Raw genomic sequence first — 26,339 nt, 5'->3', positions numbered from 1 at the left:
AGGTCACCAGGGCGGTGCGAGACCCAGCTCCCGCGCGGCCCACGGCAGCGCGGAACGCAGCTGTGCCAACTGGAGTCCGCGCACGGTGCTCCCGGGGCGCGGCGGCGGCCGCCACGCGCGGGCGGCAAAGAACCCGGCGACCAGCGAGGCCAGCTCCGGTGCCCGGCCGACGACGCGCTCCGGTTCCGGACCGCCCTCCACCTGCAGGCTGGGCGCCCAGAAAGCCAGGTCGAACAACGGGTTGCCGATCGCGCAGCGGTCCCAGTCGATCAGCACGGTGCGGCCACCGAGGTCGACGATGTTGTCGCTGCGCACATCGCAGTGCAGCAGCGAACCGCCGTCCAGGGGAGCTGCCGCCGCCGCGGCCCGGAGGACGTCGAGCGAGTCCGTCACCCAGTCGCGGTCCACGATCCCCAGTGCCAGCAAGGGCTCCGGGTCCGCAGAGACGACCTCCCAGCCCTCGGTGACGTCGCGGTCATCCACCAGCCGCGGCAGATGCGCGGGGGCGTGATGAGAGTGCAGCTCGGCCAGCAGGCCCACGACCCCGGCGACGAGCCCGGCGCGCCAGGGCGGGGGCCACTCCCCCGCGCTGAGGTCCTCCAGCGCGAGCAGCGGGAGAGGACCGTCGAGCCATCCCAGGACGGTGGGCGCGATCGGCGTGCAGACCCCAGACAGGACCTCGTGCTCCCGGCGCAGCCACCCGGCCGTCAGCTCGTCGCTGGCCGCCTTGACGAACACCGAACGACCCGCCTCGGCGGTGACGACGTACCGCGTGGCGGCGCTGTAGCCACCCTCCACCCGTCGCCACGACGCCACGGCGCCGAACTCCCGCGCTGCCCACTCGCGGAGGTGGACGGGGACGGTGTCGGCGCCCATATGCTCCCCACTCCTGGAAAACCGGCAACCCGGATAGTGTCCCACGACGTATCGACCATTTCGTCGGGGAGGCTGCCACGTGACGGCGGAAGTCCTGCCCCCGACCGCGCTGTTCGCGCGATTGCCCGAGACCACTGCCGTGCCGTTCCCGATCCCGCCCGCCGCGGCGCCCGCCCCCAGCGGCGGCCATGACCTCGACCCGGCCGTCGGCGATCGGCTGATCGACCTCTACAGCAGGGTGTCCGACCCCACCGACCCGTTGGCACTGCGCGACCTCTTCCTCTCCAGGGTGGAGGCCGAGGTGGTCGGCGGCCGCCGTGAGGTCGCGGACCTCTGGCGGAGCAGCAGACCACGAAGGACTGTGACCGGCGACGAGGTGCTCGGGTCGCGGGCGACCGTGCGCTTCGTCAAGGAGCTGTTCAACTCCTACTTCCGCGACGACCTCTACGGACGGCTGCGCTCGGACCGGCACCTGATCCTGTCGTCGGGCTCGGTGGACGAGACGTGCTTCGGCCTGCCCGCGACGCTGCGCTCGTGCCTGTCCTACGCCGTGGACCGCGACTGGTACGGCTACTCCGACTCGCGCGGCAGGCGGGCGACCAGGGAGGCCATAGCGGAGTTCGAGAACGCGACCGTGGCCGGGAGTCCCTACGACGTCGGGAACGTCTGCCTCACCCTGGGCGGGACCTTCGGGGTGAGCGCGGTGGCCGACTTCGTGCTGGGCTCCTCGACCGCGCACCGCCCCGAGGAGGCCGCGCCCGCGCTGTGCGGGCTGCCCAACTACCCGCCGCTCATGGAGGCGGTGGCCAAGCGGTCCTCGGTACGGCTCGTGCCGCTGGTGTGCGCCTCCGGCAACGGGACCTCGTTGCGGCCGCTCATCGAGCAGCTCACCCCCGCGACGCCGCTGGTGCTGCTCCAGACCGTCACCAACCCGACGGGCACGGCCGTGGCTGAGGATGAGCTCGAACGGCTGATCCGGGCCGCGGGCCCGCACACGACGATCGTGCTCGACGAGGCACACGAATGCCTCGGACCCCTGCGGCGCAGCGCGTTGCGCGCCGATCCGCGGGTCGTGCGCGTGGTGAGTCTGTCCAAGTCGCTGTCCACTCCGGGGCTCAAACTCGGCTGGCTGGTGGCGGGCCGCGAATTCGTGGACGAGTTCTACGAGTACGCCTCCACGAGCTACGGCGGCCCGGCCTCCGTCTTCTACCTGTTGATCGAGGTCATGGCTCGGATGGAGCGCTGGCGGGTGGAAGGGCTGGTCGGCATCGGCCGGGTGGAGCTCGCCGAGTTCGAGCGGACCTACGGGCTCACCACGGAGTCGCTCGGGCGCGCCCACCGCTCGTACCTCTCCGACCGGGAGCGGCGGGACCGGGCTCTGGTCGTCCAGCGCGACCGCGCGGCGGACACCCTGCTGTCCATGGGCTTCGACGTGGTGCGACCGACCCACTCGATCAACATCGCGGTGCGGCCGCACGGTTGCGACGACGGGTACCTGTGGTTCCGCGAGGCGCTCGCGGACGCGCGCGTGGCCGTCTACCCAGCGATCCTCAACGGGTGCCTGAACGGCGGCTGGGTCCGCGTGTCCACAGCGGGCGAGCCCGGTGGCCTGGCGACGGCGATCCGCGCGCTCCGGTCGCTCGCGCGGGGCTGACCGTCCTCAGCCCCGCCCGGTGACGAGGGCGCTGATCCGCTCCACGACCAGTCGGGCCTCGTCGTCGTCGAGCGTGTCCGGGCTGAGGAAGATCCGCCGCTCGTGCGGGCGGATCCGGACGAGCACCGACGGCTCGCCGCCGGCGAGGCGCTTGGCCAGCTCGCGCGCGTCGAGGCCCGCCATCGCGGGGTCCACCTCCAGGACCGCCCTGGGCACAGGTTGCCCCATCGAGTTGGGGAAAGAGCGCTCAGCGCGCACACCCGGCAGCATGCCAAGCCGATCAACCCAGGTCGCGACCACGGCGTCCATCCGTTCCAGGCGCTTGTCGTGGTCGGTCTCCAGGTACAGCTCCAGCGCGGCGACCAGACCGGCGATCTCCTCCTTGCCGACCTTCATCCCGCGCGCCAGCCTGGTGTGCGGGCTCCCGTGCCGGAAGCACGCGTCGACCAGGTCCGCCCGTCCGAGGATCATCCCGGACGCCTGCGGGCCGCTGAGGTCTTTGCCACCGCTGAAGATGGCGAGGTCCGCCCCGACCTCTGCAGTGAAGTGCCACAGGTTCGTCACGGGCGGCAGCAGCGCCGCGGCGTCGACGACCACCGGCACCCCGGCCTCGTGCGCGATCGCGACGGTCTCGGGCAGCCCGAGCGCCCCCTGCGCGAAGAAGTCCCCGGCCATGTACACCACCGCCGCCGTGCGGGCGTTCAACGCGGCCCGCAGCTCGGCCGCCTCGGTGCGCATGACGTTGCCGATCTCCACCAGTCGCACGCCTGCCAGCCCGATCGCCGGGTCCATCGGCATCCGGTGCGAGCGGTGAATGACCACCTCGTCGCGATCGCCGAGCACGGGTAGCCGCGCAATGGCCACGTCGTCCGGGCCGGTGGCACATGCCAGCGTCGCCAGGAACAGGCCCGCCGCGGACCCGTTGCACACATAGGCCGCCTCGTTACGGGTCAGCTCGGCGACCCGGGCGCCCGCGCGCCGGTGCAGCTCGAACATGTCCACGTAGGACCGTCCCGCCGCCGACATCGCCTCCAGTACCTGCTCAGCCATCAACGAGCCGCCGAGCGTGGTGTAGCGACCCTTGGCGTTGACCACGGCACGGAGGCCCAACCGGGCGAAGGGATCCACGTCCGACCTCACCGGGTCGCGCTGTCGGCGCGTTCGGACGGGACCTGCCGGACCGCGGACCCGGTCGCGTGGATGGGGTCGATCCGGACCGCTACCCGCACCTGGCCCGGCCGGTGGTACTTGAAGTCCTCGCCGGTGTATTTCCTGGCGAGGCGGTCGTTGAGCACGACGGCGTCGATGAGCACGACGGTGGCCAGACCCCGGACCTCGACGTAGTGGTAGGGCCGCGCGACGTCGAAGACGGTCATGCTGACCCTGGGGTCCCGGCGGATGTCGCGTTCCTTCTGCCTGCCCCTAACCGTCGCGAACAGCAGATGGTCCTCCTCCCGTTCCACCCACACCACGCTGGAGTGCGGGCTGCCGTCGCGGCCGATGGTGGACAGCACCGCGAAGTTCGGCCCGTCGAGGAGGGCCCGAGCCGCGGCGGTGAGCACGAAGGTCATCTGCCGAGCATGGCCCAAGACCCATCTCGCGTCGAACCCGCGGACCTGCCACCGCACCGGAAGGTGTTGTCCGGCAACGATCGTTGACGGTGGACCCGGTCGCTGCCGATGCTGTTGCCCGGTACGACCGGGAAGGTGGCCCCATGGCGGCGATGCGGACGAGCACACGGCGGGCGCTGGTCGCCAGCACGGTCGGCAGCACTATCGAGTGGTACGACTTCTACCTGTACTCCACCGCCGCCGCGCTCGTCCTCGGCCCGCTGTTCTTCCCGTCCACCTCCCCGTCCGCGGGCACGCTCGCGGTGTTCGCCACGTACGCCGCCGGGTTTGTGGCGCGCCCGCTCGGCGGGCTGGTGGTGGGCCACTTCGGCGACCGGGTCGGCCGCAAGTCCATGCTGGTGCTCACCTTGCTGGTCATGGGCGTGGCGACCTTCGGTATCGGGCTGCTGCCGACCTACGAGCAGGTCGGTCCGTGGGCCCCGGTCATGCTGGTTGTGCTGCGCGTCCTTCAGGGTATCGGGATCGGGGGCGAGTGGGGCGGCGGCGTGCTGCTCGCCGTGGAGAACGCGCCGGAGGGTCGACGCGGCCTGTACAGCAGCGGCCCGCTGATCGGCTTCCCGTTGGGCCTGCTGGCTAGCACCGTGGTGTTCGGCGCCGTGTCCACGCTGCCGCGCGCCGAATTCCTCGACTGGGGCTGGCGGGTGCCGTTCCTGCTGTCGGTGGTCCTCGTCGCGCTCGGCGTCTACGTCCGCGTCGGCATCGCGGAGACCCCGGAGTTCGCCGACATCCGCGCCGCGGACCGGATCAGGCGGGTGCCGGCGCTCACCGTGCTGCGCACCCGATGGCGGCACGTGGTGTGCGGGGCCCTCGCGGCGCTCGGGGTCGGCTCGGTGGTCTCGGTATACACCGTCTACCTGCTGTCATTCGCCTCCGCCCGCGGCGCGGGCGGGAGCACCCTGCCGCTCACGGGCCTAGTGGTCGGCGCCGGGTTGCAGTGCTTGTCCGTCCCGTTCTACGCGGCGCTGTCGGACCGGGTCGGCCGCAAGCCGGTCATGGTCTTCGGCTACCTAGTGACCGCCGCGACCGCGGTACCCGCGATGACGTGGCTGACCTCCGACAAACCTTTCCTCGTCGTGCTCACGTTCGTGCTGGCGATGGCGGTCGGCCACGGCGCGGCGTACGGCTGCCTGGCGGCGTTCCTCGTCGACCGGTTCCCCGCCGACACCCGCTACTCCGCCATCGCGGTGACCTACCAGGTGGGTGCGACGGCCTCCAGCTTCGTCCCCCTCGTCGCCACCACTCTCGTCGGCGGGGTGAAGGGCACCTGGCCGGTCGCGGCGCTGTTCATCGGCATCGCGTGCACCGCCTGCCTCGCCGTGCTGCTGGCACCGGCGGGTATACCGGCGGGCAAACCCCTGCCGGACAAGAAGACCGCGAACTCCGCCGTTGGCTAAAGACCGTCAGCCCGCCTCGGAACCCGCGTCCTGCGCCGGGTACACCGTCGGGTCCTCCAGCGGCAGCCTCAGCCACGACAGCATCTGCCGGAGCTGATGGTAGGCAGCCAACCTGCGCTCGTCACTGTCGGCAGCCTCGGCGGCGGACACAGGTTCCCACAGCCTGTGCACCATCACCGGGCCCAACTCCAGCAGGCCCGCGCTCCCGCCGGTGGCCCACTTCGCCAGCACATAGCGGGCGATGGCGCCGGCCGGGATGCCGAGGTTCGCCGACATCCCACGTACCGTCGTGAGCGGGTCGAGCAGCCCGTACGAGACGACCTCGGCCTTGAAGTTGGCGTGCGGGTCGTCGTCGGGCCACGTGGCCCGCCAGCGGTGCAGCCGCACCACGGGCTCGTCACCGTCCCTGTCCTCCACCTCGGTCACAACTGACCGCCTCCCGTGCGTCGCGCACTCATCCCGTGCGGTCCGACTCGCCGCGATTGGCCAGATCCTCGGCCAGCCTCTCGAGGTTGGCCACGAAATCCCCCCACGAATACGCGCACTCGCGGGCCACCGCGATCACGCGGTCCACGCAGTGCGCAGGAATGCCCTCGGTGAGCCACACCCACTCCTGCCGGTCGATGCTGTGCGTGCTCAGCAGCCGAAGCAACGTCCTGCCGACATCGTTGAGCCGCAACGACGGATCCCGACGGAGGCTTTCCAGCAGCAGCGACTGCTCGGCCGGGGTCACCCGCCGCGGCTGGGCATCCCGCTCCACCTGCGGGGCGTCGCCCACCCGCTGGCGCGGACCGCGTTGCCTGGGCAGCAAAGGATCCTCGCCGCGCCGGAGCCGGTCGCGGACGTCCCGCGCGGTCTCCGGCGAGATGGCGGCGTAACGCGCGATCTCCCGCAGCGAGGCGTCGGGATGGTCCTCGATGAAGGCGGAGGCCGCCTGCCTGCCCCCGGTCCCGTCCACCGGGCGCACCCTGCCGTCCCTGCCGATCCTGCTGTCCAACTGCGCTACTCGAGCAGTTGGACGCCGCCGCAGTGCGGCCACGGTCGTGGGCGACAGACCGGTCACGAGCGCGATGACCCGGTCCGACCACTCGGGCCGGAACCCCATGATCCGCGCCGCCGCGGTCTTCCGGTCCGCCAACGTCAACGGCAGCCCGTGCGACACGTTCTCCGAGACGGCCAGGACGAACGCGTCGCCCTCGGCGCCCTCGAAGAAGCGCACCTCGATCTCCCGACGCCCCTGCATCTGGGCGGCCCTCAGGCGGTGCACGCCGTCGATGACCCGCATCGTCGCCTTGTCCACCAATATGGGCGGCAGATCGGCCTGCACCTCCGACAGCACCTTGGCGTGCTCGGTGTCCTCCCCCGCCGACCTCGGCGAGCCCCCGACGACCAACGACCCGATCGGCACCACGGTGGCCGCGTGAAGTGTGCCCGACCTGGCGCTCCCAGCCCCCTGGAACGACTTGCCGTTCGCGCCGGACGTCCTCCCCGCGTCTGTCATCTGAACTCCCGCTCAACGTGCGTGCGGCAACAAGCAGCCTTGCCCGGTCGTACCGCTCACACGGCGACGCACGGTCGGGTGGGACTGCGAGATGACGACGGCTTCTGCAGCCGCCTTGCAAGAATTTCCAGAATATTCATGATCCCGCCTGAAGGCGCACGAAAGAACAGACCATTTCATCACCTATTCCCCGTCGGAAGAAATGCATGCCCAAACAAAGTACTATCCGAACACTTCGCAAGCCAATTGTCCAGATCATGAGCATAGCGACTTGACCAATACAGGCAATAAGCCGAAAGGCGGACAACTGGTCGCTCCTGTTCGCGACGGGAGCAGCGCTGCACGACAGGCCCGAGACCTCCGGACCCGCCCTGCGGCGCATCCGTGGACGGATATCAGCACTCCAACATCTCTCCTGGACTTGCCCGTTATCCGCAGAGGCACTAAGATCTCGCGCCCTGCGGAGTTCGGGCCGACCCAGGCAATCATCCCGTTTGTCGACGCCTCCACCAGGCCATAGCAATACAAGGGTTCGGCGCAGAGGATCGGCATCTTCCCCAATGCTTCGACAGCCGACAGGCTTTGCTCACGTCGACCCGGACCACCATGCCCTTCATTCCAACCGACGCGTATCTACTCGGCAGAAAAGTTGATGCCGTACACCGTGCCGGAGGAAATTCAGGTTTTTCGGACTCCACTTGTGGGTATCGCCCGTTGTGTGTATCGGACTCACCCGTCCTGCAGATACAGCCGGTGACGGAACTGGGAGCGTGATGGAAGGATAGGACATGACATGCCGAACCACGGCGCGGACGCGGTGTTCCGATACTCTCTGCTCGCGCTGGCGCTGACCGCAGCGATTAACACCGTGGGGGCCGTGATCGACGCGACGTAATGGGCGTGGTGGGCTGCAGGCGCCTGGGTGCTGGCCGCCCTGTTGCTGGCAGGCGCCCAGTCAGGTCCGGAACGCCGCGCGGAGCGGGTCGGGTCGAACGCATCAGGCTTGCCTCCGTCGTCGGCGAGGCGAAACCTGCCGCGCGGAGAGACGCTCTCCTGCCCTGATAGCCACCGGAGAGGGTCAGACCGCGCTCGGCTCCGGCCCTCGCGTGCACGGGAGACGCCGACAGCGGTCAAAGCCTGGCCGGACAGGTAGGTCAGCCTCCCCCAGAAGCCCGCACGGTGGGTTGTACCAACCCGCGAAGGCATTCAAGGCGATCAGTCCGTCGGAGACGAAATAACAGGACACTACCGACCACCGCCAGCCGGTTGACGCCGGTCGCCAGCATGGCCATCAGCGTCAGGGAAAGCCCATAGAAGTTCACCGGGACGAGCAGGCCGCCCGCACCCGGTGCGCAGCCGACCAGCAGAGTGCCGAACGACAGCAGGTACCCGACCAGCGCGGGCCGACGCAGCACCAAACGGTGCCGCCAAGGCCAGAACGCCACCGCGTAGACGAGTTGGTCGCAACAGGAACAGCCCCACCATAGCCAGGAACCTGGCATCACCGGCGAACAACTCCGGAACGCTTTTTCCAGCAAAGAGAAAGCGAGCGCCACCAGCGCCAGACGCACCGACCGCGTGTGCGGCGCACCGGTGACCGCGAAACAGACTGCCGCGGCGTGTACTGACACAGCGCCCATTGCGTGACCCAGGCGACTCGGGCGGCGCCGACGAACTGGGCGGCGAGATAACCCCGATTGAGAGCGCCCGAACAGCAGGCCAGCGGCGAGTACAGCCGGGTTGGCGGACCGAGAGAGACCCCGGTCATGACGCTCCCGTGTTTCGGCGGTGACCAGTGACAGTGCCGCGTCGGTTGAGAGCGGAGCCGCTGGCGGTGGGCAGCGATGTCGGGGTGTCGACCGATGTCCGTGGCAGTCAGGCCTTCCTGGACACGGCCGGTTCGTACGCCTGCGTGTCGACCCCCTAGGGCGACATCTGGGTGGGAACGATCTAGTAGAGCGTCGCTTCTAACTTTTGGGGTAGAGGTAGCGGAGCCGGGTGCGGGCGTCGTCGGTGGTGAACTGCCAGCGGACTTGGCGCTGCTCGGTGTTGACGGCCTGTTGCCAGGCGGCGAGTTCGGTGTTGAGGGTGTCGAGATCGCCGATGCGGCGGTCGAGGCATTGCCGTGACAGCGCGGACAGTTCGATTTCGGCGATGTTGAGCCAGGACCCGTGTTTGGGGGTGTGGTGGATCTCCAGGCGCCGGGCCAGGTCGAAGGCCTCGCCGGGTGCGAAGGCCTCGTAGAGCGAGGCGATGCCGTGGGTGTTGAGGTTGTCCATGACCAGCACCACGGTCTCGGCGTCGGGATAGTCGATGGTCAGGAGTTGTTTGACCTGCCCGGCCCAATCGATCCTGGTGCGCCGGGTCAGGGCGTGGACCCGGCGCCACCCGGCCAGGGGCTCGGTCCACACGAAGATCGAGCAGGTGCCGCCGTCCGCCCGATCCGCGACGACATCGACCGCCGCGTGCGCGGGCTCCTCGTGGAGATCCTCGACCCGCAAGCCTGACCCGGTCACCGCGCGAACACGCTGCCAGCTTGAGATCCGCCCAAGCACGTGCTCGGCGTCCCTGGCGACCCCGCGCAAAGTCGCCGAGGACAGGCTGCGCTGCCACTCCAGGCCGACATAGCCCAGTCCAGCACGCGCTGAAAGCACACCGCAAACAGGTGCACACCACGAGGTTCGTCCCTGGCCCGATTTCCGCTTTCGGCCGAATTGCGGTGTGGGCGAATGGTGGCGGGCCTAGAGTTCGATCAAGGGGTGGTGATCGGGGCGGAGGCCGGTTTGGAAAAAACGCAGGCGGACCCGGTTCCCCACAATGAGATGTCCGGTGACGCGCGGACTGCGATCCAGGCGTACCACGTCAACGGCGACATCGTGATCCACCCCGACAGGCCCCGTCGACGTCCCTCGCCCCGCATGCGGTGGGCAGTCGCGATCGGCGCCGGAGCCGTGGCCGTCACCACCGGCTGGGGCCTCGTTGTCGCGGTGAACCCCCACGAGCCGGGTAAGCCGGTGTCGCTGGTGGGTGAGGTCAAGGCTGCCGGGGACCTGAAGTTCGCCCTGTCCGAGGCACTGCCGTCCGCGCCGGACGGCAAAGGGCTCCCCCGTGGCGACAGCGACCCCTCCACACCGGAGTTCGGCGGCCACCAATCCGTCCCGGTGGGCACGCTCACGGTGTCCTTCCAGATCAGGGGAAACCGGCGGACACCGGTCCAGGTCACCGACATCACCCCCGAGATCACCGATGAGACCCCCGTCCAGACGGGCACCCTGGTCGTCTTCCCACCAGAGGGTAGCGAGCACTCCGCGATCGAACTGGTCTCGAACCTGGACGCCACGCGTCCGGTCGTGCGGGGTCCTACCGAACTGGGCGTGTCCTGGTTCTCCGGCCACCACGTGGAATTGACCAACGACGAGAACCAGCAGTTCCAGATCATCTTCACGGGACGGCTGGCCACCTACTCGTTCCGGATCGTCATCGACTACACCGACGGCGACGGCGACCGCGGACATCTGGTGATCAGCGACCGGGACGACCGCCCGTTTCGGTTGACCGGCGAGCCCGCCGACGGGCGGTACGGCACGGTCTACCTGCCCAACTACCCCATGGACAGCGGGTGGCACGCGTGCGGCTCCTGGGAGGAGGACCTGTGCGCCCGGTGACGGTGGTCAAGGCGGTGGGGGTCCTGATGCTCGTCGCGGCCGCTATCCCCGGCAGTGTCACGGCCGGCAGCCAATCCCCCGCCGCACCCGAGGCATCGATCGAGGGTGTCGCGTGGCGGGTCGACGTGGCGGCGCACGGGTACGCGGTCGAGGGTGGCACGGTGGTCGCGACCGGGTCGCACGGCGCGACCGGGATCGACGTGCGGTCCGGGGCGACCCGGTGGCGGTACGAGGCACCGTCGGGTTCGGCGATCGCAAGCTGGGCGGTGACCGGCGGCGCTGTCACATTGGCCATGGACGACGCCCCCGAGGACATCACCGCCGGTTCGTACACCCGGTGGCAGGTGGTCGGCCTCGATGCCACGACCGGGCAGCGGCTGTGGGGGCCAATGCGACAGCGGGAGGAACTCCTGCCGCCGATCGACTACGTCCTCCATGGCAGTTCCCCCGAACAGATTGTTGCGGGTGGCGGGATGGTTATCGTGCCGGGCTACCCCGGTGTGAAGGGCGTGGACGCGCGAACAGGCGGCCTGGCCTGGGCGCAGCCGCTCGACGATGTGGCTGGCGGGCTGTGTGACGTCCTCGGCGGTGGCGACTTCCCCGGCACCATCCGACCTCTCGTGGCGGCGAGCGGTGGGATCGTGGCAGTCGCGGCAGGGTGCCGGGACGGCCAGGTCGTGATCGGCGTCGACCTTCGCACCGGTGATGTGCGGTGGACCACGTCACTGCCCGGCGACGCACCCGACCGCCTGCTCGTGGACGGTGCAATCCTGGTCGGCCAGGGGACGCGGAGCACCATTCTCGACGTGGACGGCCGGGTCCGCCACGAAGGCGTGCTACCGCCGCGGGAGCGGGTCATGGCGGTGGTCGGCGACTACGCGGTGGTCGTGGGCACGGACGGCGCGAGCGATCCGCTGGTGGCGGTCGACCTGCGCGACGGCCGGACGCCGTGGTCCGCGTCACGCCCCAGCACCGAATCGGCGCTGGCGCTCCGGCGCGGCACCTACCGGGGCTTGACAGCTGTCGATGGGGCGGTGCTCGGGTATCGGCTCGAGGCGGGTGGGCGGGTGTCCGGGCGGCAGTCCATGGGGATACCGGACGAGAACCTCCTCCCGGCGGCCATCGACCGGATCGACCCGGCGACCGGCGCGGTCCGCTCGGTGGCGGTGCCCGTCGTCGGCGCGACGAGCTGGATCACCGCGGTGAACGGTCTGCTGCTGCTCGCCTCCGTTCGCGGTCTCACCGCACTCCGTCTCGGGGCTGGCGATTTGCCGTCCACAGCGGCCGCACCCGCGCCACCCGACCGGTGGCCGGACGCGTGCGCGCTGGTGTCCGCGGAGCAGCTCGCCGCGCTTCGGCCGAACACCAACCCGACGCTGGACAAGCAGTACGCCGAGGTTCTGGGCCTGGCCATCCCTACGCCCGTCCAGTGCCACTACACCGACCCGAATGGCGAGGCGTTCCTGGTGGTGGTCATCCGGTGGGTAGCGGATGACCCGCGCGGCGCGGAGGTCCTCGCGACCGCAGCGCACCGCCTGTCCGCCGGGATGAACCTGTGGGAGGAGAACCCGGAAGACCCGATGCTGCCCGCCGTCGGGGTCTGGGCGTTCGGCGATGCGACGGACTCGGTAACCCTCAGGGCCGGGACGGTCATCGCCGAGGTGCGGTCGTGGGACTTCACGACCGTGCCCGCCGTCGAAGTGGCCCGACTGGTCGGCGAGAAGCTGACGGCGATGGGCTACCGGTGACCGAAGCCCAGGCACTACGGTTTTGCCGCTCCTTGGACTGTGCCCTACACGGTGGCCGATCATTGTGCTGATCATGGTCAAGGATCATTGGTCGTAGACCGTTCCGGCCGGCTTGTGGGAGTTGGCGTGTCCGTTGCTGCCGACGCCGAGCGTATGCCCGCAGGGTGATGGAGTGCGTAAACTCGAGGCCTACGAGCGTCATCGCTGATCTCCTTGCCTTTCTTGGCGAGTCCATCGGGTTCTTCGCGGGCCGACTTATCCGCGCCGGTTTCCGGCCGCCTTCCACTGGCGACGGCCGGGCTCGCACCTCGCGACAAAGCTCGGCGGAGCGAACGCCGACGGATATCTGGGCCCATGCCGCACCGTGACGAAGGTCGACTCGATCAGGTTCGTGGTACGCAGATGGATCCAGTGCTCGGCGAGGTAGTCATAGAACGCGAGCAACTCCTCGACATTCTCGGTAACCTTCGTGTTGGCCTTGGGGGAACTTCACGCCGGGAACTATGCCTGACCACAGTCGTCCAGCACGCCCTCGCCACGAAGGGAGATGGTCGGGACAATGCACCGCATGGGTGAGGACTCCCAATGGGTGCGCAACGATTTCAGCGGGCAGGCCCAGAACGTCGTCCAGGTCGGGACGGTCAACGGCAGTGTGCACTTCCACGGCGCTTCCGGAGGCGGATCACCCTGCCGCTACGGCTTGATCCCTGCGGTCGCCCCCGGATTCCAATCGCGCGAGGCCCTGCCGGACACACCTGGTTGCACGGTGGTCGCGGGAACGGGCGGTGTCGGCAAGACCCAACTCGTCGCCGAATACGCGCGTCACCGGTGGTCGACGGGCGAGATAGGGATCCTGGGGTGGCTTTCGGCCACGAACCGTTCTGCCGCAGCCTCAGGGCTCACAGGTTTGGGACGGGCCTGGTGTGGGGGTGATCCGGATCCGGAGTGGGTTCTGGACCGTCTGGCCACCACCGACATCCCATGGCTGGTGGTGCTGGACGACCTGCAGGACCCCCGCGACCTTGACGGGCTGTGGCCGCCTGACTCCCGGTTCGGCAGGGTCGTGGTGACCACTCGACGACGGGATTCGGCGATCCGGAGTCGGGACCGCCGCGTGGTGGAGGTGGGTGTCTTCACCCCGGAGCAGTCGCGGTCCTGTCTGGTCGACCGGCTGTCGGCTGAGCAGTTGGTGGGGGTGGATGAGATCGGGGAGCTGGTCGGGCACCTCCCGCTCGCGGTGGGTCAGGCGGCCGCCTACATGGCCGACCGGGGTCTGACTTGCGAGCAGTACTCGAGGCGGTGGCGGGAGCGGTCACTGGCGTCACTGTTCCCACCCGCCGGCGAGCTGACTCGTGAAGAACGCGCTGTCGCGCTCACGTGGGCGTTGTCGGTGGAGTTGGCGGACGAACTGGAGCCCGTCGGTTTGGCCGGGCGGGTGCTGGCCATCGTCTCAGTGCTCGACTCCCATGGCATACCGATGAACGTTGTGACCTCGCCGCCGGTGACACAGTATCTCGGCAGCACGGCTGAGGACGTTGCTGACGCCGTGGGATGCCTGGCACGGGTGTCACTGATCACCTGGGAAGCAGACCTGATCCGGATCCACGCACTGACCCAACGCGCCACTCGCGAGGCGACCACGGACATCCCGTCGATCGCGCGGGTCGCCGCCGACGCCCTGTACTCGGTGTGGCCGGAGGCCGACATCGACGGTGAAGCGACCCTGCGGGCCAACACCACCGCGTTGGCCGCAGTGGCGGGAACTGAGCTGTATACCTCTGACCTGCACGCAATCCTGCTGTTGTCCGGGGTCAGCCTCGGTGAGTCCGGGCAGCACGGTGCCGCCATCGATTATTTCCGCCGACTGCTGGCGGACGCCACCGACCAGCTCGGACCCGATCACCCTGACGCCCTTAACTGCCGCAACAGCATCTCCCACTGGCAGGCGCAGGCAGGGAACATCGCGGACTCGTGGGCCGGACTGCGCGAACTTCTGCCCGATCTGGCCAGGACACTGGGACCCGGACACCCATTCAGTCTCATGACCCGCAACAACGCCGCCTACCTCCGCGGCGAGAACGGCGACGCTGCGGGCGCGGTGGCCGAACTGCAAGCCCTTCTTCCCCACTTCATCCGAGTGCTCGGCCCTGACCACCGCAACACGCTGAATAACCGCCAGTGCATCGCCTTCTGGCTGCACTGCGCAGGCCATATCGCCCAAGCGTTCGCCGCCTATCGACAGCTGCTGGCCGACCGCACCAGAGTCCTGGGACCCGAACATCTGCACACCCTCGTAACCCGAAACAACATCGCCGGACTCCTGGGAGACGCGGGCAACCCGGTAAAAGCCGTGCGGGAGCTCGAGGCCTTGTTGGTCGACATGGCCAGAGTTCTTGGCACAGACCACCCTGAAACACTCAACAGCCGCGTTCAGCTCACCCGTTGGCGCAGCGCCGCAAAAGGGACCGAGGCGCCTCTGACCGAACTTGAGCCGCTGCTCTCGGACGTGGCCAGGGTGCTCGGCCCCGAACACCTCCTCACTTTCACCGTTCGCCGCGACACCGCCAGATGCCTGTACCGCGACGGCAACCCGGCCAGGGCAATCGCCGAGCTCGAAACACTTCTCGCCGACCAGCTCCGGGTCCTCAGTACCGACCACCCCGACACCCTCAACACACGCCACAGCCTCGCAGGCTACCTCCGGGACACTGGCGACCACGCCAGAGCTTTGACGGTTCTCCTCGCTCTGCTTCCCGACATCACCAGAACCTTGGGGCCAGATGACAAGTACACACTCGACGTCCGCTACCAGATCGCCCTGTGCCACATCGACAATGGTAATCAGGACAGCGGCCGAGAAAAGCTCGAAGCACTACTCCCCGCAGTAGCCCAGGTAATGGGGCTGACACACACCTATACCCACACCATCCGCGAACTGCTCGCGTCTCCCCAGGGCTGATGGACCTGCCGCCACCACTATGCAGACTGACCGACTTTCATCGCAGTCCCGCGCCAGGGCAGGGCATCCGCGCTCACAACGCTCACTGCGCTGCTTCACCCAGAGCTGACGATGACGTTCACCTCGCGGTCAACAACGAGGTCTGCCGCGGTGTCCTGTCCTGCGCGATGCTTCTGCCGTTCACACTGCGAACAGGACAGACACTCACCGTTCACGATCCGGTACGGTCGACCGTGTTTTACGAAAAAGGATGAACGATGTTCACGCTCAACGTGTGGTACTAGCGGGGCGGTAACCGCGCCGACAGCCCCGAGACAGTCCGAACGGCCAGCAAGCTCGACGACATCCTCGCGTACCTAAAGTGCACGACCAACCGCATCCGACGCAGGTCGCCGCGCACGAGCTGCCCACGATCGGGGTCTTGAACATCCCGGACCGGATGTTCGAACTCGACGTCTCTCGGCGACGCGACGTGGGTGCGCTGCTCTACCGCGGCCCGGATGAGAATCTGCCCGCCGGCGGTGATCCGATGGCCAACCTCGGCAGCTGGACCACGCGCGCGGACGTGCTTGCCGAAGGGTGCGGACTGTTGTTCATCGACGAGGCGATCCGGACCGAGTTTCCGGCCGATGCCATGGTGCCATTGGACATCGTGCGGCAGGCCCTCTTGGAATTCCGGGTGACCGGCACACGGCCGACCTGTATGACATGGCAGAAATCCGATGTGTACTAGGGACTTCCTGCAATTCGATGAACCTATTGCCGTCACGCAACGCAGGCCACGCATCGACTGGATGCCCTATCCTCACGCATCATGGCACAAAGAGTTCTCGTTCAGTTGGTCGATGACCTGGATGGCACCGCGGCAGAGGACATCGAGACGGTGCGCTTCGGTGTGGACGGTGCGACCTACGAGATCGACCTCGGCCCGGACAACAGCGCACAACTGCGGGACGTTCTCGCCGAGTTCGTCGCGAACGCCCGTCGCATCGGCGGGCGGGCCGGACGGGGAACATCCGCAGCCAGCCGCGCCAAGTCCTCGGCGACGGCGCACAGTAAGGAACAGGCCAGGGCCATCCGGGACTGGGCCAAGGCCAACGGGCAGGAACTGGCCGAGCGCGGTCGTATCCCGGCCGTGGTCATCAGCGCCTTCGAGGCGGCCCACAGCTGAGCACGCCTCCGGCCGATAAGGCGGTCCGCGGAGGTCGGCGGCCTGCGTTCGGCCACGCAGCGGATCTTCTCAGCCCGCCGCCGACCCAAGTCCATGCTAGAACTGCCTCCGGTCCAGTAAACTGGCTGCTCAGGAAGGGTCTTCCCCGCGTAGGCGGGGGTGTTCCCGGCCACGTCCGTGGTTGTGGCGTACGTGGCCAGCCTTCCCCGCGCAGGCGGAGGTGTTCCCGAGCTATCCGACCCGAATACGCACCACCGGCCGTCTTCCCCGCACAGGCGGGGGTATTCCCCGCGCGTCGGTTAGGTTGAGGTAGTCGTTCGGCTCTTCCCCGCGCAGGCGGGGTGGTCTCCAGTCCCGAACTTCGGGGTCGTCAACGGTTGACTCTTCCCTGCGCAGGCGGGGGATGGTCCGGTGTACCGCAAGCTCGACGTTTAGGGCCGGGAGTCTTCCTCGCGCAGGCAGGGATGGTCCGTGCCGCCGCTCGCAGATGTCCCAGTCGAAGGAGTCTTCCCCGCACAGGCGGGGTGGCCCCTCGTGACTCAGTGCGAGTGTTCCGCAAGCTTGTGAGGGTTGTGGACCCGTCGGGGTTGTGAGCAGACCGGTGTGGTCAGCGGTGGGGGCCGTCGCTGGCGGATCGAGTGTCGCAGGTGGCGGTGTACTACCGGACAAATCTGATGTTTTGGCAGGTCGCACTGTCGTTTGGGGACTCGAAGTCGGCCGCGGGCCGAGTGATGGAGCACCTGGCGCCGCTGCCGGTGCTCGCGCCGGTGCCTCATAAGCGCGGCCCGGACGCCGCGCTGGTCGTGGACGGCACGCTGGTGCTCACCCACGGCCGGAGCGTGTCCGCCCCGTCGAAGAACTACCGGTACTCGGTGGACATGCAGGGCGTCATCGATGCCAACACCCGACTGGTCGCCGTGGTCAGCGACCCCACGCCGGGCAACTTGCAACGACGGCCGGGCCTATAACGACTCGCGCATCGACCAGCAGTGTCGGGGCGCGATGGTAATGGCCGACGGCGTCTACCAAGGCAATCCCGAGGTTGTTATGCCCTACCCAGACCCGCAAGGGACAACCACCGCTGCTGCAGTAAGAGGGCATCTGATCTTGGTTTGGGGTGGTCTGTCCGGTTTGATGGTCGCTCTAGAGTTGATCAACTGTGAGCCCTCGACGCGTGTATCCCAGCGACTTATCCGATGCCCGGTGGGCGTTGATCGAGCCGACGTTTGCGGCGTGGCGGACTGCCAGGCGCGGGCCGGGGATCGCGGCGCGGGTGCACGATTTGCGGGAGATCGTGAACGCGATCCTGTACGTGTGCCGGACCGGGATCGCGTGGGCTTATCTACCCCACGACTTCCCGCCGTACAAGACGGTCTACGACTACTACGCCAAGTGGGAGACCGACGGGACCACCGAAGCATTGCACGACTTGCTCCGGGACCGGGTTCGCGTCGCGAGTGGATGCTCGACCAGTCCGACGGCGGCCATCCTCGACTCGCAGAGCGTGAAGACTTCCTGCAACGTCAACGAATCCAGTCAGGGCATCGACGCGGGTAAGAAGATCAAGGGCCGGAAGCGGCACATCGCCACCGACGTGCTCGGATTGTTGCTCGCGGTCATGGTGACGGCCGCTTCGATCCAGGACTCGGCCGCGGGCAAGGATGTCCTGGACTGTTTGGCCGTCACGCATCCCGGTGTCTCGATCGCCTGGGTCGACGGTGGTTACAACGATTCGGTCGTACGTCACGGGGCCAGGACCGGTATTCAGGTGGAGGTCGTCAAACGTGTTGCCGCCACAGGATTTCATGTGCTTCCCCGTCGCTGGGTGGTCGAGCGGACCCTGGGATGGCTGATGCAGCACCGCAGGCTCGTGCGCGACTACGAAGCCCTGCCGCAGCGCTCGCGGGCGATGGTCCACTGGGCGATGACTAACAAAATGAGCCTTGATTTGACCGGTGAATCCACCCAAACCTGGCGAAACGATCTACATCAAACGGACATAAATGTCCAAAAGTAGATCAGACGCCCTCTAAGCTTTTTGTTTAACCATTGATGTCCGTTTTTGGGGTCTTGCCGGGGGCATGGAGTGGGGCTCGGCGGGCGTTTCGTGATCCTGCTGGACGCCCAGGACCGGGTCGGGAGAATTTCGGCGCGCCGGCGGGCAAGGCTGCCGCCGGTCGAACTCGACGAAATCCCCGTCGGACCCTGGCCGGGGACAACCTGTCAGGTGTGACCGCCTTCCGCTCCCAGGGACGCCGTAGGTCCTCCACGAGAGGACGAGCCAGCCGAAGTTGGGTGTAGGCAACGATCACCAGCCAGGTCCATCGATCCGCCGCCTCGGGAGTCCGGATACGGGGCGTGGTCCAGCCCAGGGTTTGCTTGAAGAACCGAAAAGTGTGCTCCAGATCGAACCGACGCAGGAACGCCTGCCACAGGCGGTCCACCTGTGCGGCGGTGGTCGCGGTGGCGGAATGCCACAGCCACAACGGTTTCGGTGTTCCCGTTCCGGGCAGCCGCTCGACTTGGAGTCGGATCACGGTGCCCTCGATGATCGGGAGCGGGCCATGGTGGCCTGTCCAGGCGCCGGTGCGGGTCAGCGTGGGATGCAACCGATCCCACGAGCGGGCGTGCGCGGCTCCGTAGCGGGCGGTGTCGGTCGTCGTGGTGTGCGTGGGGGTCGACCAGGTCGCCGGATCGGCGAACGCGAACCGGGTTCCGTGCCGGGCACTGCGGCCACGGGTGCCGGGTCGCCGTGGTGGTACGGGGAAAGCCAGCACCCGATCCGAGCGCATCCGTACCAGCACGTGGACCGGGAGATCGGCCAGCAGGAACGCCAGGCGGGGGCCGTCGTAGCCGCTGTCGCCGATGATCCAGATCTCGGGATCGCCCTCGCGCCAGTGTCCGGCGGTGATCAGCGCGTCCACCACGGTGCGCAGTTGGGTGGCGGCCAGGTCCGTGTGGTCATCGCTCGGGCGTACCCGGAGGACGTCGAGCATCGCCGTCCAGGAGGTGCGGCCGGGTTCCAGGGCGGCCACGAAGGAGTAGGGCCAGCCGGGGATCATCTGGGCTTGGCCTTTGCCGCGTGCGTAGGTGTGGCAGAACAGCCTGTCGGGGCTGGTGTTCGCATCGGGACGTAGCCAGTGGCTGACGTCGATCCCCAGCATGATCCGACCATCGTGACCACGCGGAATCTGTTGGCGGGCTATGACATTACGGAATCGACCGATGTCGATCCGGCCCTGGTTCAGACCGTCGTACAGGCTGCCGTGGCCACGACGGTGCTCGGTGGCCAGCGACAGTTCGACCAGCGATGTGACCGGCCCGTCAGCGCACAGTGCACTGTCGGTCAGTTCGAACAACGCGTCCGCTCGCGCGGTCAGGCACTGGTGGAAGGCGTGGCGGAACTGGGAGAGGTCCCTCAGCGCGGCGGCCGTGCCGGGGTGGTGCATACTGATCATCGAAGCCCTTGGTTGTGATCTTCCTTCTGTCGCAAGAAGAATGATCAACCAAGGGCTTCATCCATGATCAACCGGGTGTCCCATCGGGCTCCGAGACCTTAAAACTCAAGCTAAGAGTTCCTAACAAAATGATCAACGTAGTGGCATCGGTCGCGACCGCTGTAGATCATGTTCAGACATGAGGAGGGGTGAGTCGCCGCCCTGGATCGTCTCGGACGACCTGTGGGAGCGGATCGAGCCGTTGTTGCCCGTGGTGCCGCGCAGGACCCGCAACCCAGGCCGCAGGAGGTTGCCCGACCGGCTGTGCCTGCAAGGAATCCTGTTCGTGCTGCACACCGGCATCCAGTGGGAGTTCCTGCCGCAGGAACTGGGCTTCGGTTCCGGCATGACGTGCTGGCGGCGGCTGCGTGACTGGAACGAAGCCGGTGTGTGGGCGCGGCTGCATGAGATTCTCCTGGCCGAACTGCACTGCGCCGGCGTGCTGGATTGGGACCGGGCGGTGGTCGACTCCTCGCATGTGAGGGCGGCGCGTCGTAGCCCAAAAGCGGTCCGAGCCCGGTTGATCGCGCTCGACCGGGCTCCAAGCACCACGTCCTGACCGAGGGCGGTGGCATCCCGCTCGCGGTGCTGCTGACAGGCGGCAACCGCAACGACGTCATCGGGTTGGAACCGCTGCTGGACGCGGTGCCGAACGTGCGCGGCAGACGTGGACGTCCCCGCCGACGTCCCACGACCGTCTACGCCGACCGGGCCTATGACCACGACAAGTACCGCAGGCGCTTGCGTGCCAGGGGAATCGGTACTCGGATCGCCCGTCGAGGCGAACCCCACGGCTCGGGCCTGGGTGTCGTCAGGTGAGTGGTGGAGCGCACGATCGCCTGGTACCACGGTATGAAACGCCTGCGCATCCGCTGGGAACGCCGCGACGACATGCACGAAGCCTTCCTTGGCCTCGCCACCTGCATCATCTGCTACCGGCACGTCCAAAGGTAGCTATTCAGCTATGACTTGAGTGCCTGGTGGGGGCCCGCTCGTGTGGGCGGCAGCCAGCTTTGGGATGATCTTGGGGTGTCGGTTCCAGGGTTGCCGGAGGGTGTGTCCCTCGATGCGATCCTGGCCGAGCTTGTCGAGTTGAGGCATGTGGTCGCCGCTCAGGCGGAGCGGATCGCGGAGCTGGAACGGCGACTGTCGGCGGATTCGTCGAACTCGTCGCGTCCGCCTTCCTCGGATGGGCCGTGGGAGAAGAAGCCGGCGAGGAAACGCTCGTCACGGGGCCGTTCGGGGCGCGATCCGGGCAAGCAGCCCGGCGCGTCGTCCTCCTCGCGGTCGTTGGTCGATGATCCGGACCGGACCATGGTGATCGAACCCGGCCGGTGTCGGGGATGCGCGTCGTCGCTGGTCGATGCGGCCGAGTTCGGGCGTGAGCGGCGTCAGGTGGTCGATGTGCGCCCGGTTCCGCCGCCGGTGGTGGTGGAGTATCAGCGGGTGTCGAGGACCTGCCCGTGTTGTGGGGCGGTGACCACGCCGGGCTGGGACGCGGTGCCCGCCGACGACCCGCTGCGGGAGGTGGTGGCCGCGCCGGGGTCGCCGGTGCGGATCGGCCCGGAAACCCTCGCGCGGTGCGCCTTGTTGACCTGCGGGCATTTCCTGCCGATCGGGCGGGGGCGGGCGCTGTTGGAAGCGTTGACCGGTATGGATGTGTCGACCGGGTTCCTCGCGGGTGTGCGTGGACGTGCGGCCCGCAGGCTGGAGAAGCGGTTCACCGCGCACATGCGGGCGTTGCTTGCCAGCGCGCCGGTGGTGCACGCCGACGAGACCACCGGTCGGGCCGCGGGGAGACTGTCGTATGTGCATGTCGCCTGCACCGAGTACCTGACTCTGATGCACGTCGGTGGCCGTGCCAAGGGCGATATCGACGCCGGTGGTGTGCTGCCGGGGTTCACCGGGGTCCTGGTGCGTGATGGCTACGCCGGCTACGAGCACCTGACCCGGTCCGTGCATGCCTGGTGCGGGGCGCACCTGTTGCGGGACCTGAGGTCGATCTCCGACGCCGATTCCGACGGGCAGTTGTGGGCGCTGGCGATGGCCGACACCCTGATCGAGGCCCATCACGCGGCGCGGGAGGCCCGCGAGCGCGGAGCGACCGTGCTCGATTCCGTGGTGCTGGCAGACCTCCGCAACCACTATCTCGGCGCGCTGGCCCGAGGGCGAGACGACAACCAGGGAAAACAGGGTGCCCTCGCCGCCGACGCGAGAACGCTGATCCGCCGGTTCCGTCGATTCGAGGACATGATCCTCCGGTTCGTCACCGATCTGACGGTCCCGTTCACCAACAACACGGCGGAACGAGCCGTTCGTCCGGTCAAGGTCCAGCAGCGCACCTCCGGTGGTGCGTGGCGCACTCTTGCCGGGCTCACCGACTTCGCGATGGTGCAGTCCTACCTCGACACGGCCACGAAGTGGGGTCTGGACAAACTCGACGCGCTCCGACAGTTGTTCACGACCGGCGCGTGGCTACCCCCAACACTCGCCCCAGCTGAATAGCTACGTCCAAAGACTTTGTTAGGAACTCTAAAAGGAAGAACTCACCGTCCATAGGAGTGTCCGCGCACAGGTGGGCTATGCCTCGGTACACATGAAGCCATGGAGCATCCTGCGCAAACTGTCGCTGCAGGCGCGATGGTGTCCGGCACGCCACCCGAGGCGTCGCTCGGATGCGCAACGTGGCCATGACGGCCTGAGTCGATGTGCGCGTCAAGACAGCTATCCGTACCCACTAACGCACCCACTAACAAGGTCTTACCCCACGCCCGACACCCCGTCATAATGACGGGACTGCAGCAGCATTCGCTGAGTACGACCTCATATTGACCTTCGCCGGCAGCGCCGTCGCACAGCTTCCTTAAAGATCCTTTGATGTCGACTTAGAGGACGTCTCACGTGGATAGTTTCTTGAAGCAGGTCAGCGCTGCGGCCAGAGTGAGAAACGCGCAGAAGTTGTTGCCGCGCCGCTCATACCTAGTGGCCAGTCGGCGATAGTTGAACACCCAGGCGATCGTGCGTTCGATGACCCAACGATGTTGCCCCAGGCTGTCGCTGGACTCGATGCCCTTGCGGGCGATACGGACGCCGATGCCGCGGTCGTGTACCCATTCACGCAGTTCGCGGCTGTCGTAGGCTTTGTCCGCGTGCAGCTTGTCGGGCCTGCGGCGGCGGCGACCACGTCGGGACCGGATCGCGGGGATTGCCATCACCAGAGGCTTGAGCGCCTGGGAGTCATGGGTGTTGGCGCCCGATATCGCCACCGACAATGGGATGCCCTGACGGTCGGTCAGGACGTGGATCTTCGAGCCGGCTTTGCCGCGGTCGACCGGGTTCCGGCCGGTCATGGATCCCCTTTTTTCGCCCGGACGGACGCTCCGTCCAGAACCGCGCGGGACCAGTCGATCAACCCCTGTGCACCGAGTTCGTCCAGGACCGCCCGGTGCATCCGCCGCCACACCCCGGCCTTGGTCCACTCGGTGAACCGGCGATGCGCGGTCGGCACCGTCACCCCGAACGACGGCGGCAATAACCGCCAAGGACATCCGCTGGTCAGCACGAACACGATCGCAGTGAACACCGCTCGGTCATCCACGGGGGCGGTCCCGCCACCCTGAGGACGGGCGGCGAACCCAGGGATCAACGGCTCGACCAGAGCCCATAGCTCATCGGGCACCAAACGCTGCGACAAATCGTCCACGACCGACGATCATGCCAATGACCACGTCAAAACCACGTGAGACACTCTCTTAGGACGCCATCCGACCGCGATCTGCGCCTCACAGCTCGACATCCAATCATCCTGGAGACGTGTTCACACGTCCGACCGCTCGACAAGAAAGAACCTGGCACCACGTGGTCACGAAGACAACAGCGCCCAATCCGGCAGCACAACGAACGACGCGGAGCGACGAGACCATCGAAGCGGTAAACCCCTTACTCGCGGTGGACTCCATCACCAATGGTTCGTGGCAGAAGCTGGCCGACCGTTACTACCAGGTCGATGCCGTGCACGACATCTGTTCGGGACTGCGGGATGGCGGTCGCGGCCAGTTGTGGTCTGCGTGCGGTACCGGCAAGACGGTGATGTGTCAGCGGGCCGCGGAGTTGCTGTGCCCGGCCGGTGGTGTCGTTGTCGTGGTCTGCCCATCGGTTCTGCTGGTCGGACAGACCTTGAGGGAGTGGTCGTCCAACAGCACCGAGCACATCGCGCTGGCGGTGTGTGGCGACGAGACCGTGGTCGACGGCGCGAGCGACCTGGCTGACCTACCAGCCGAGGTAACCACGGACCCGGAGGCGGTCTCGCGGTGGCTGCGTAGCCCGGCGCCCGCGGGGACGCGGAAGCTGATCGTAGGCACGCATCGCTCCGCTCACGTCATCGGGGAAGGCTTGCTACTGGCGGGCTTGGCCGCCGAACTGCTGGTGGTCGACGAGGCTCACCGCAGTGCCGGGCTGGTCGACAAGCACACCGCGTTGGTGCACAACGACAGTCGGTTGCCCGCCAAGCGTCGCCTGTACGCGACCGGCACGCCGCGACTGATCTCGGAGGCGGCCAAACGCAACCGCAAGCGTCCACTTGATGAGTTCATGATCGGCATGGACGACGAGCGGACGTTCGGGAAGGTGCTATACAGCTACTCGTTCGCCCAGGCGATCGAGGACGGTTACCTCGACGACTACCGGTTGGTCGTCATGGGTGTGACACGCAAGGAGTTACACGAGCACCTGGCCGTATTACCGCGCAGTGCGATCACCCTGCAGTCCACCACCGGTTTGCACACCCTCATGGTGCAAACCGTGTTGGCCAAGGCGGCGCGGCAGTACGGGCTGCGACGGTGTTTGGTGTTCTGCAATCGTCTCAACGAAGCGCGTGCGTTCTCCCGCTCCATGGCCCGGACTCTGTCGGGGCTCCCGGCGTCCATGAAGCCCGACCGGATGCTGACCGCCACGCACGTGCACGGCGAGATGGACAACACTGAACGTGAGCGCCATCTGAGCCTGCTGGCCGATCCGCCGGGTGACGGGTGGACGGCGGTCACCAACGTGCACTGCCTGGCCGAGGGGGTGGACGTGCCGGCCATCGACAGCGTGGCGTTCACACACCCGAGGACGTCGATCAGCCAGATCGTCCAGGCCATCGGTCGTGCCTTACGCCGTGATCCGGAAGGCACCGGAGTGGCCACTGTCGTGGTTCCGATTCTGCTGCCCGACGATGCGGAGGAAATCGGGGACACCGACCTCAAGGACTACCGGACGCTGTGGCAGGTCGTGCGTGCCCTGCGCGCTCACGACGCGGTGTTCGGCGCCGCGATCGACCGTGCCGAGTATCCCGCCAAGAACACCGGTCGCCCGACCTACGAGGAGCGGCCGCTGGACCATGTGCTGATCGAGCTGCCTGAGGGCTATGACGACGGCGCGGTGCTGGAGCACCTCACGGCTCGCATCATCGCCTCCTCCCGTAGCCGATGGTGGGATGGCTATATCGCTCTCAAAGCATTCCACTCCACACGGGGCACCACCAATGTGCCCCGTGATCACGTCACCGATGACGATGTCCGATTGGGTGCCTGGGTGGATGCCACCCGCACCGCGTACCGCCAGGGTCGCTTGGCCGTGGATCGGATGGCCGCGTTGCGCGAACTCAACTTCGACTTCCTGCCCAGGGCATTGGAGTGGGAGACCGGGATCCGGGCGGCGACCGCGTTCCACGCAGAACACGGCCACTTGGAGCCGGTCAGCTCGCTGCGTGTGCTGGATGTGGACCTGTTGGCGTGGTTGGACAAGCAACGCGCACGCGCCACCGACGGTCAACTGGACGGATTACGCAGGGCCGCGTTGGACGCACTGGGTATGAGGTGGACGCCGCGTCTGGACACTTTTGCCGACTACCTCGTGGCGCTCACCGAGCACCACAGGCGACACGGCAACATCGACATCACCCCGGATCCCGACACCGACGACGGGCGTCTGGGCGCGTGGCTGGTGCGCACTCGTATGAAGCGCAAACGCCGTGAGCTGACGGAGTCTCAAATCGCGGCGCTGGACCGGTTGGGCATGCAGTGGAGTTCGCCGGCGGCCCGGTCGCTGGCAGCCGCGTCACTGTCCTGACGTGTGGTCACACCCGCCGGCTGAGATCGGCGGCTGATCGTCACCCACCACACGCCACGCGATGCGTCCCGTCGGGCACCACGGCCGGTGCCCCGCCGCGGACCGAACGTGTGCGTTGACCGAGGATAAATC

At 67.6% G+C, this 26,339-nt stretch carries 21 protein-coding genes and 2 pseudogenes; 13 read left to right on the top strand and 10 right to left on the bottom strand.

The genetic code is table 11. The features are described 5' to 3' along the window. Positions 1-3 precede the first annotated feature (3 nt). Entirely contained in the window at positions 4-876 is an 873-nt protein-coding gene (locus RM788_RS43690) for a phosphotransferase family protein (protein WP_315926400.1), read from the bottom strand. A gap of 79 nt (positions 877-955) precedes the next feature. On the opposite strand from RM788_RS43690, the gene RM788_RS43685 reads away from it, so the two are divergent. Then, positions 956-2,530 carry a pyridoxal phosphate-dependent aminotransferase gene (locus RM788_RS43685; RefSeq protein WP_315926398.1) on the top strand — a complete coding sequence of 525 codons (1,575 nt, stop codon included), beginning with the start codon at positions 956-958 and terminating at the stop codon, positions 2,528-2,530. Positions 2,531-2,536: 6 nt separating this feature from the next. Here the strand turns inward: RM788_RS43685 and RM788_RS43680 are convergent, their stop codons facing one another. Together RM788_RS43680 and RM788_RS43675 are read right to left on the bottom strand one after the other, a co-directional pair. After that, positions 2,537-3,658: an aminotransferase class V-fold PLP-dependent enzyme gene (locus RM788_RS43680; RefSeq protein ID WP_315926396.1), complete on the bottom strand. Its 1,122-nt coding sequence runs from the start codon at positions 3,656-3,658 to the stop codon at positions 2,537-2,539. Positions 3,659-3,666: 8 nt separating this feature from the next. Further along, the gene (locus tag RM788_RS43675; protein ID WP_315926393.1) at positions 3,667-4,101 is read right to left on the bottom strand and encodes a PPOX class F420-dependent oxidoreductase; all 435 of its coding nucleotides are present in this window, start codon (positions 4,099-4,101) and stop codon (positions 3,667-3,669) included. Positions 4,102-4,244: 143 nt separating this feature from the next. Between RM788_RS43675 and RM788_RS43670 the strand changes: the two genes are divergently transcribed. Next, on the top strand, positions 4,245-5,555 hold the full coding sequence (locus tag RM788_RS43670; protein WP_315926391.1) for an MFS transporter: 1,311 nt from the start codon (positions 4,245-4,247) through the stop codon (positions 5,553-5,555). A 6-nt stretch (positions 5,556-5,561) separates the two neighbouring features. Here RM788_RS43670 and RM788_RS43665 read toward each other — a convergent pair whose 3' ends face one another. From RM788_RS43665 to RM788_RS43650, 4 genes are all read right to left on the bottom strand, one after another. Beyond that, entirely contained in the window at positions 5,562-5,981 is a 420-nt protein-coding gene (locus RM788_RS43665) for a DUF6027 family protein (RefSeq protein ID WP_315926389.1), read from the bottom strand. Positions 5,982-6,009: 28 nt separating this feature from the next. After that, positions 6,010-7,056, bottom strand: coding sequence for a ParB/RepB/Spo0J family partition protein (locus RM788_RS43660; RefSeq protein WP_315926387.1), 1,047 nt, complete (start codon positions 7,054-7,056; stop codon positions 6,010-6,012). A gap of 1,154 nt (positions 7,057-8,210) precedes the next feature. Next, a complete protein-coding gene (locus RM788_RS43655; RefSeq protein ID WP_399341925.1) occupies positions 8,211-8,696 on the bottom strand; it encodes a lysoplasmalogenase family protein in 486 nt (161 codons plus the stop codon). 327 nt (positions 8,697-9,023) lie between these two features. Continuing rightward, positions 9,024-9,572, bottom strand: a complete 549-nt coding sequence (locus RM788_RS43650) for a transposase (RefSeq protein ID WP_315926383.1) — start codon at positions 9,570-9,572, stop codon at positions 9,024-9,026. Positions 9,573-9,974: 402 nt separating this feature from the next. On the opposite strand from RM788_RS43650, the gene RM788_RS43645 reads away from it, so the two are divergent. Together RM788_RS43645 and RM788_RS43640 are read left to right on the top strand one after the other, a co-directional pair. Beyond that, positions 9,975-10,721: a hypothetical protein gene (locus RM788_RS43645; protein ID WP_315926381.1), complete on the top strand. Its 747-nt coding sequence runs from the start codon at positions 9,975-9,977 to the stop codon at positions 10,719-10,721. Beyond that, positions 10,709-12,469, top strand: a complete 1,761-nt coding sequence (locus RM788_RS43640; protein WP_315926379.1) for an outer membrane protein assembly factor BamB family protein — start codon at positions 10,709-10,711, stop codon at positions 12,467-12,469. Before RM788_RS43645 ends, RM788_RS43640 begins: the two co-directional genes overlap by 13 nt. A 357-nt stretch (positions 12,470-12,826) precedes the next feature. Here the strand turns inward: RM788_RS43640 and RM788_RS43635 are convergent. After that, positions 12,827-12,952 (bottom strand): annotated as a pseudogene (locus RM788_RS43635) (IS256 family transposase); the annotation flags it as partial. An 85-nt stretch (positions 12,953-13,037) separates the two neighbouring features. Here RM788_RS43635 and fxsT point away from each other — a divergent pair. The 6 genes from fxsT (at position 13,038) to RM788_RS43610 (ending at position 18,616) form a co-directional block, all read left to right on the top strand. Next, entirely contained in the window at positions 13,038-15,428 is a 2,391-nt protein-coding gene (fxsT, locus tag RM788_RS43630; RefSeq protein WP_315926377.1) for an FxSxx-COOH system tetratricopeptide repeat protein, read from the top strand. Further along, entirely contained in the window at positions 15,428-15,682 is a 255-nt protein-coding gene (locus RM788_RS53190; protein ID WP_399341919.1) for a DddA-like double-stranded DNA deaminase toxin, read from the top strand. Before fxsT ends, RM788_RS53190 begins: the two co-directional genes overlap by 1 nt. 167 nt (positions 15,683-15,849) lie before the next feature. Beyond that, positions 15,850-16,161 carry an Imm1 family immunity protein gene (locus tag RM788_RS43625; RefSeq protein WP_399341917.1) on the top strand — a complete coding sequence of 104 codons (312 nt, stop codon included), beginning with the start codon at positions 15,850-15,852 and terminating at the stop codon, positions 16,159-16,161. 81 nt (positions 16,162-16,242) lie between these two features. After that, positions 16,243-16,599 carry a histone-like nucleoid-structuring protein Lsr2 gene (locus tag RM788_RS43620; protein WP_315926373.1) on the top strand — a complete coding sequence of 119 codons (357 nt, stop codon included), beginning with the start codon at positions 16,243-16,245 and terminating at the stop codon, positions 16,597-16,599. 647 nt (positions 16,600-17,246) lie between these two features. Then, positions 17,247-17,567, top strand: a complete 321-nt coding sequence (locus RM788_RS43615; protein WP_315926371.1) for a hypothetical protein — start codon at positions 17,247-17,249, stop codon at positions 17,565-17,567. A 191-nt stretch (positions 17,568-17,758) separates the two neighbouring features. Then, entirely contained in the window at positions 17,759-18,616 is an 858-nt protein-coding gene (locus RM788_RS43610) for an IS5 family transposase (protein WP_315926369.1), read from the top strand. 25 nt (positions 18,617-18,641) lie between these two features. Here the strand turns inward: RM788_RS43610 and RM788_RS43605 are convergent, their stop codons facing one another. Then, positions 18,642-20,057 carry an NF041680 family putative transposase gene (locus RM788_RS43605; protein WP_315925923.1) on the bottom strand — a complete coding sequence of 472 codons (1,416 nt, stop codon included), beginning with the start codon at positions 20,055-20,057 and terminating at the stop codon, positions 18,642-18,644. 178 nt (positions 20,058-20,235) lie between these two features. Between RM788_RS43605 and RM788_RS43600 the strand changes: the two are divergent. Then, positions 20,236-21,050 (top strand): annotated as a pseudogene (locus tag RM788_RS43600) (IS5 family transposase). A 75-nt stretch (positions 21,051-21,125) separates the two neighbouring features. Further along, positions 21,126-22,601 carry an IS66 family transposase gene (gene tnpC, locus RM788_RS43595; protein ID WP_399345258.1) on the top strand — a complete coding sequence of 492 codons (1,476 nt, stop codon included), beginning with the start codon at positions 21,126-21,128 and terminating at the stop codon, positions 22,599-22,601. A 392-nt stretch (positions 22,602-22,993) separates the two neighbouring features. On the opposite strand, the gene RM788_RS43590 is transcribed toward tnpC, so the two are convergent. Further along, positions 22,994-23,790, bottom strand: a protein-coding gene (locus RM788_RS43590; protein ID WP_399345265.1) for an IS5 family transposase whose coding sequence is annotated in 2 segments (ribosomal slippage) — positions 22,994-23,452 and positions 23,455-23,790 — 795 coding nt in all. Because the reading frame shifts where the segments join, the coding sequence is not laid out codon by codon here. Positions 23,791-23,954: 164 nt separating this feature from the next. Between RM788_RS43590 and RM788_RS43585 the strand changes: the two genes are divergently transcribed. Then, positions 23,955-26,207, top strand: coding sequence for a DEAD/DEAH box helicase (locus tag RM788_RS43585; protein WP_315926367.1), 2,253 nt, complete (start codon positions 23,955-23,957; stop codon positions 26,205-26,207). Positions 26,208-26,339: the final 132 nt, after the last annotated feature.

Origin of the sequence: Umezawaea sp. Da 62-37, from assembly GCF_032460545.1 — a bacterium.
Classification (GTDB): Bacteria; Actinomycetota; Actinomycetes; order Mycobacteriales; family Pseudonocardiaceae; genus Umezawaea.
This window is presented reverse-complemented; position numbering and strand designations above follow the sequence as displayed.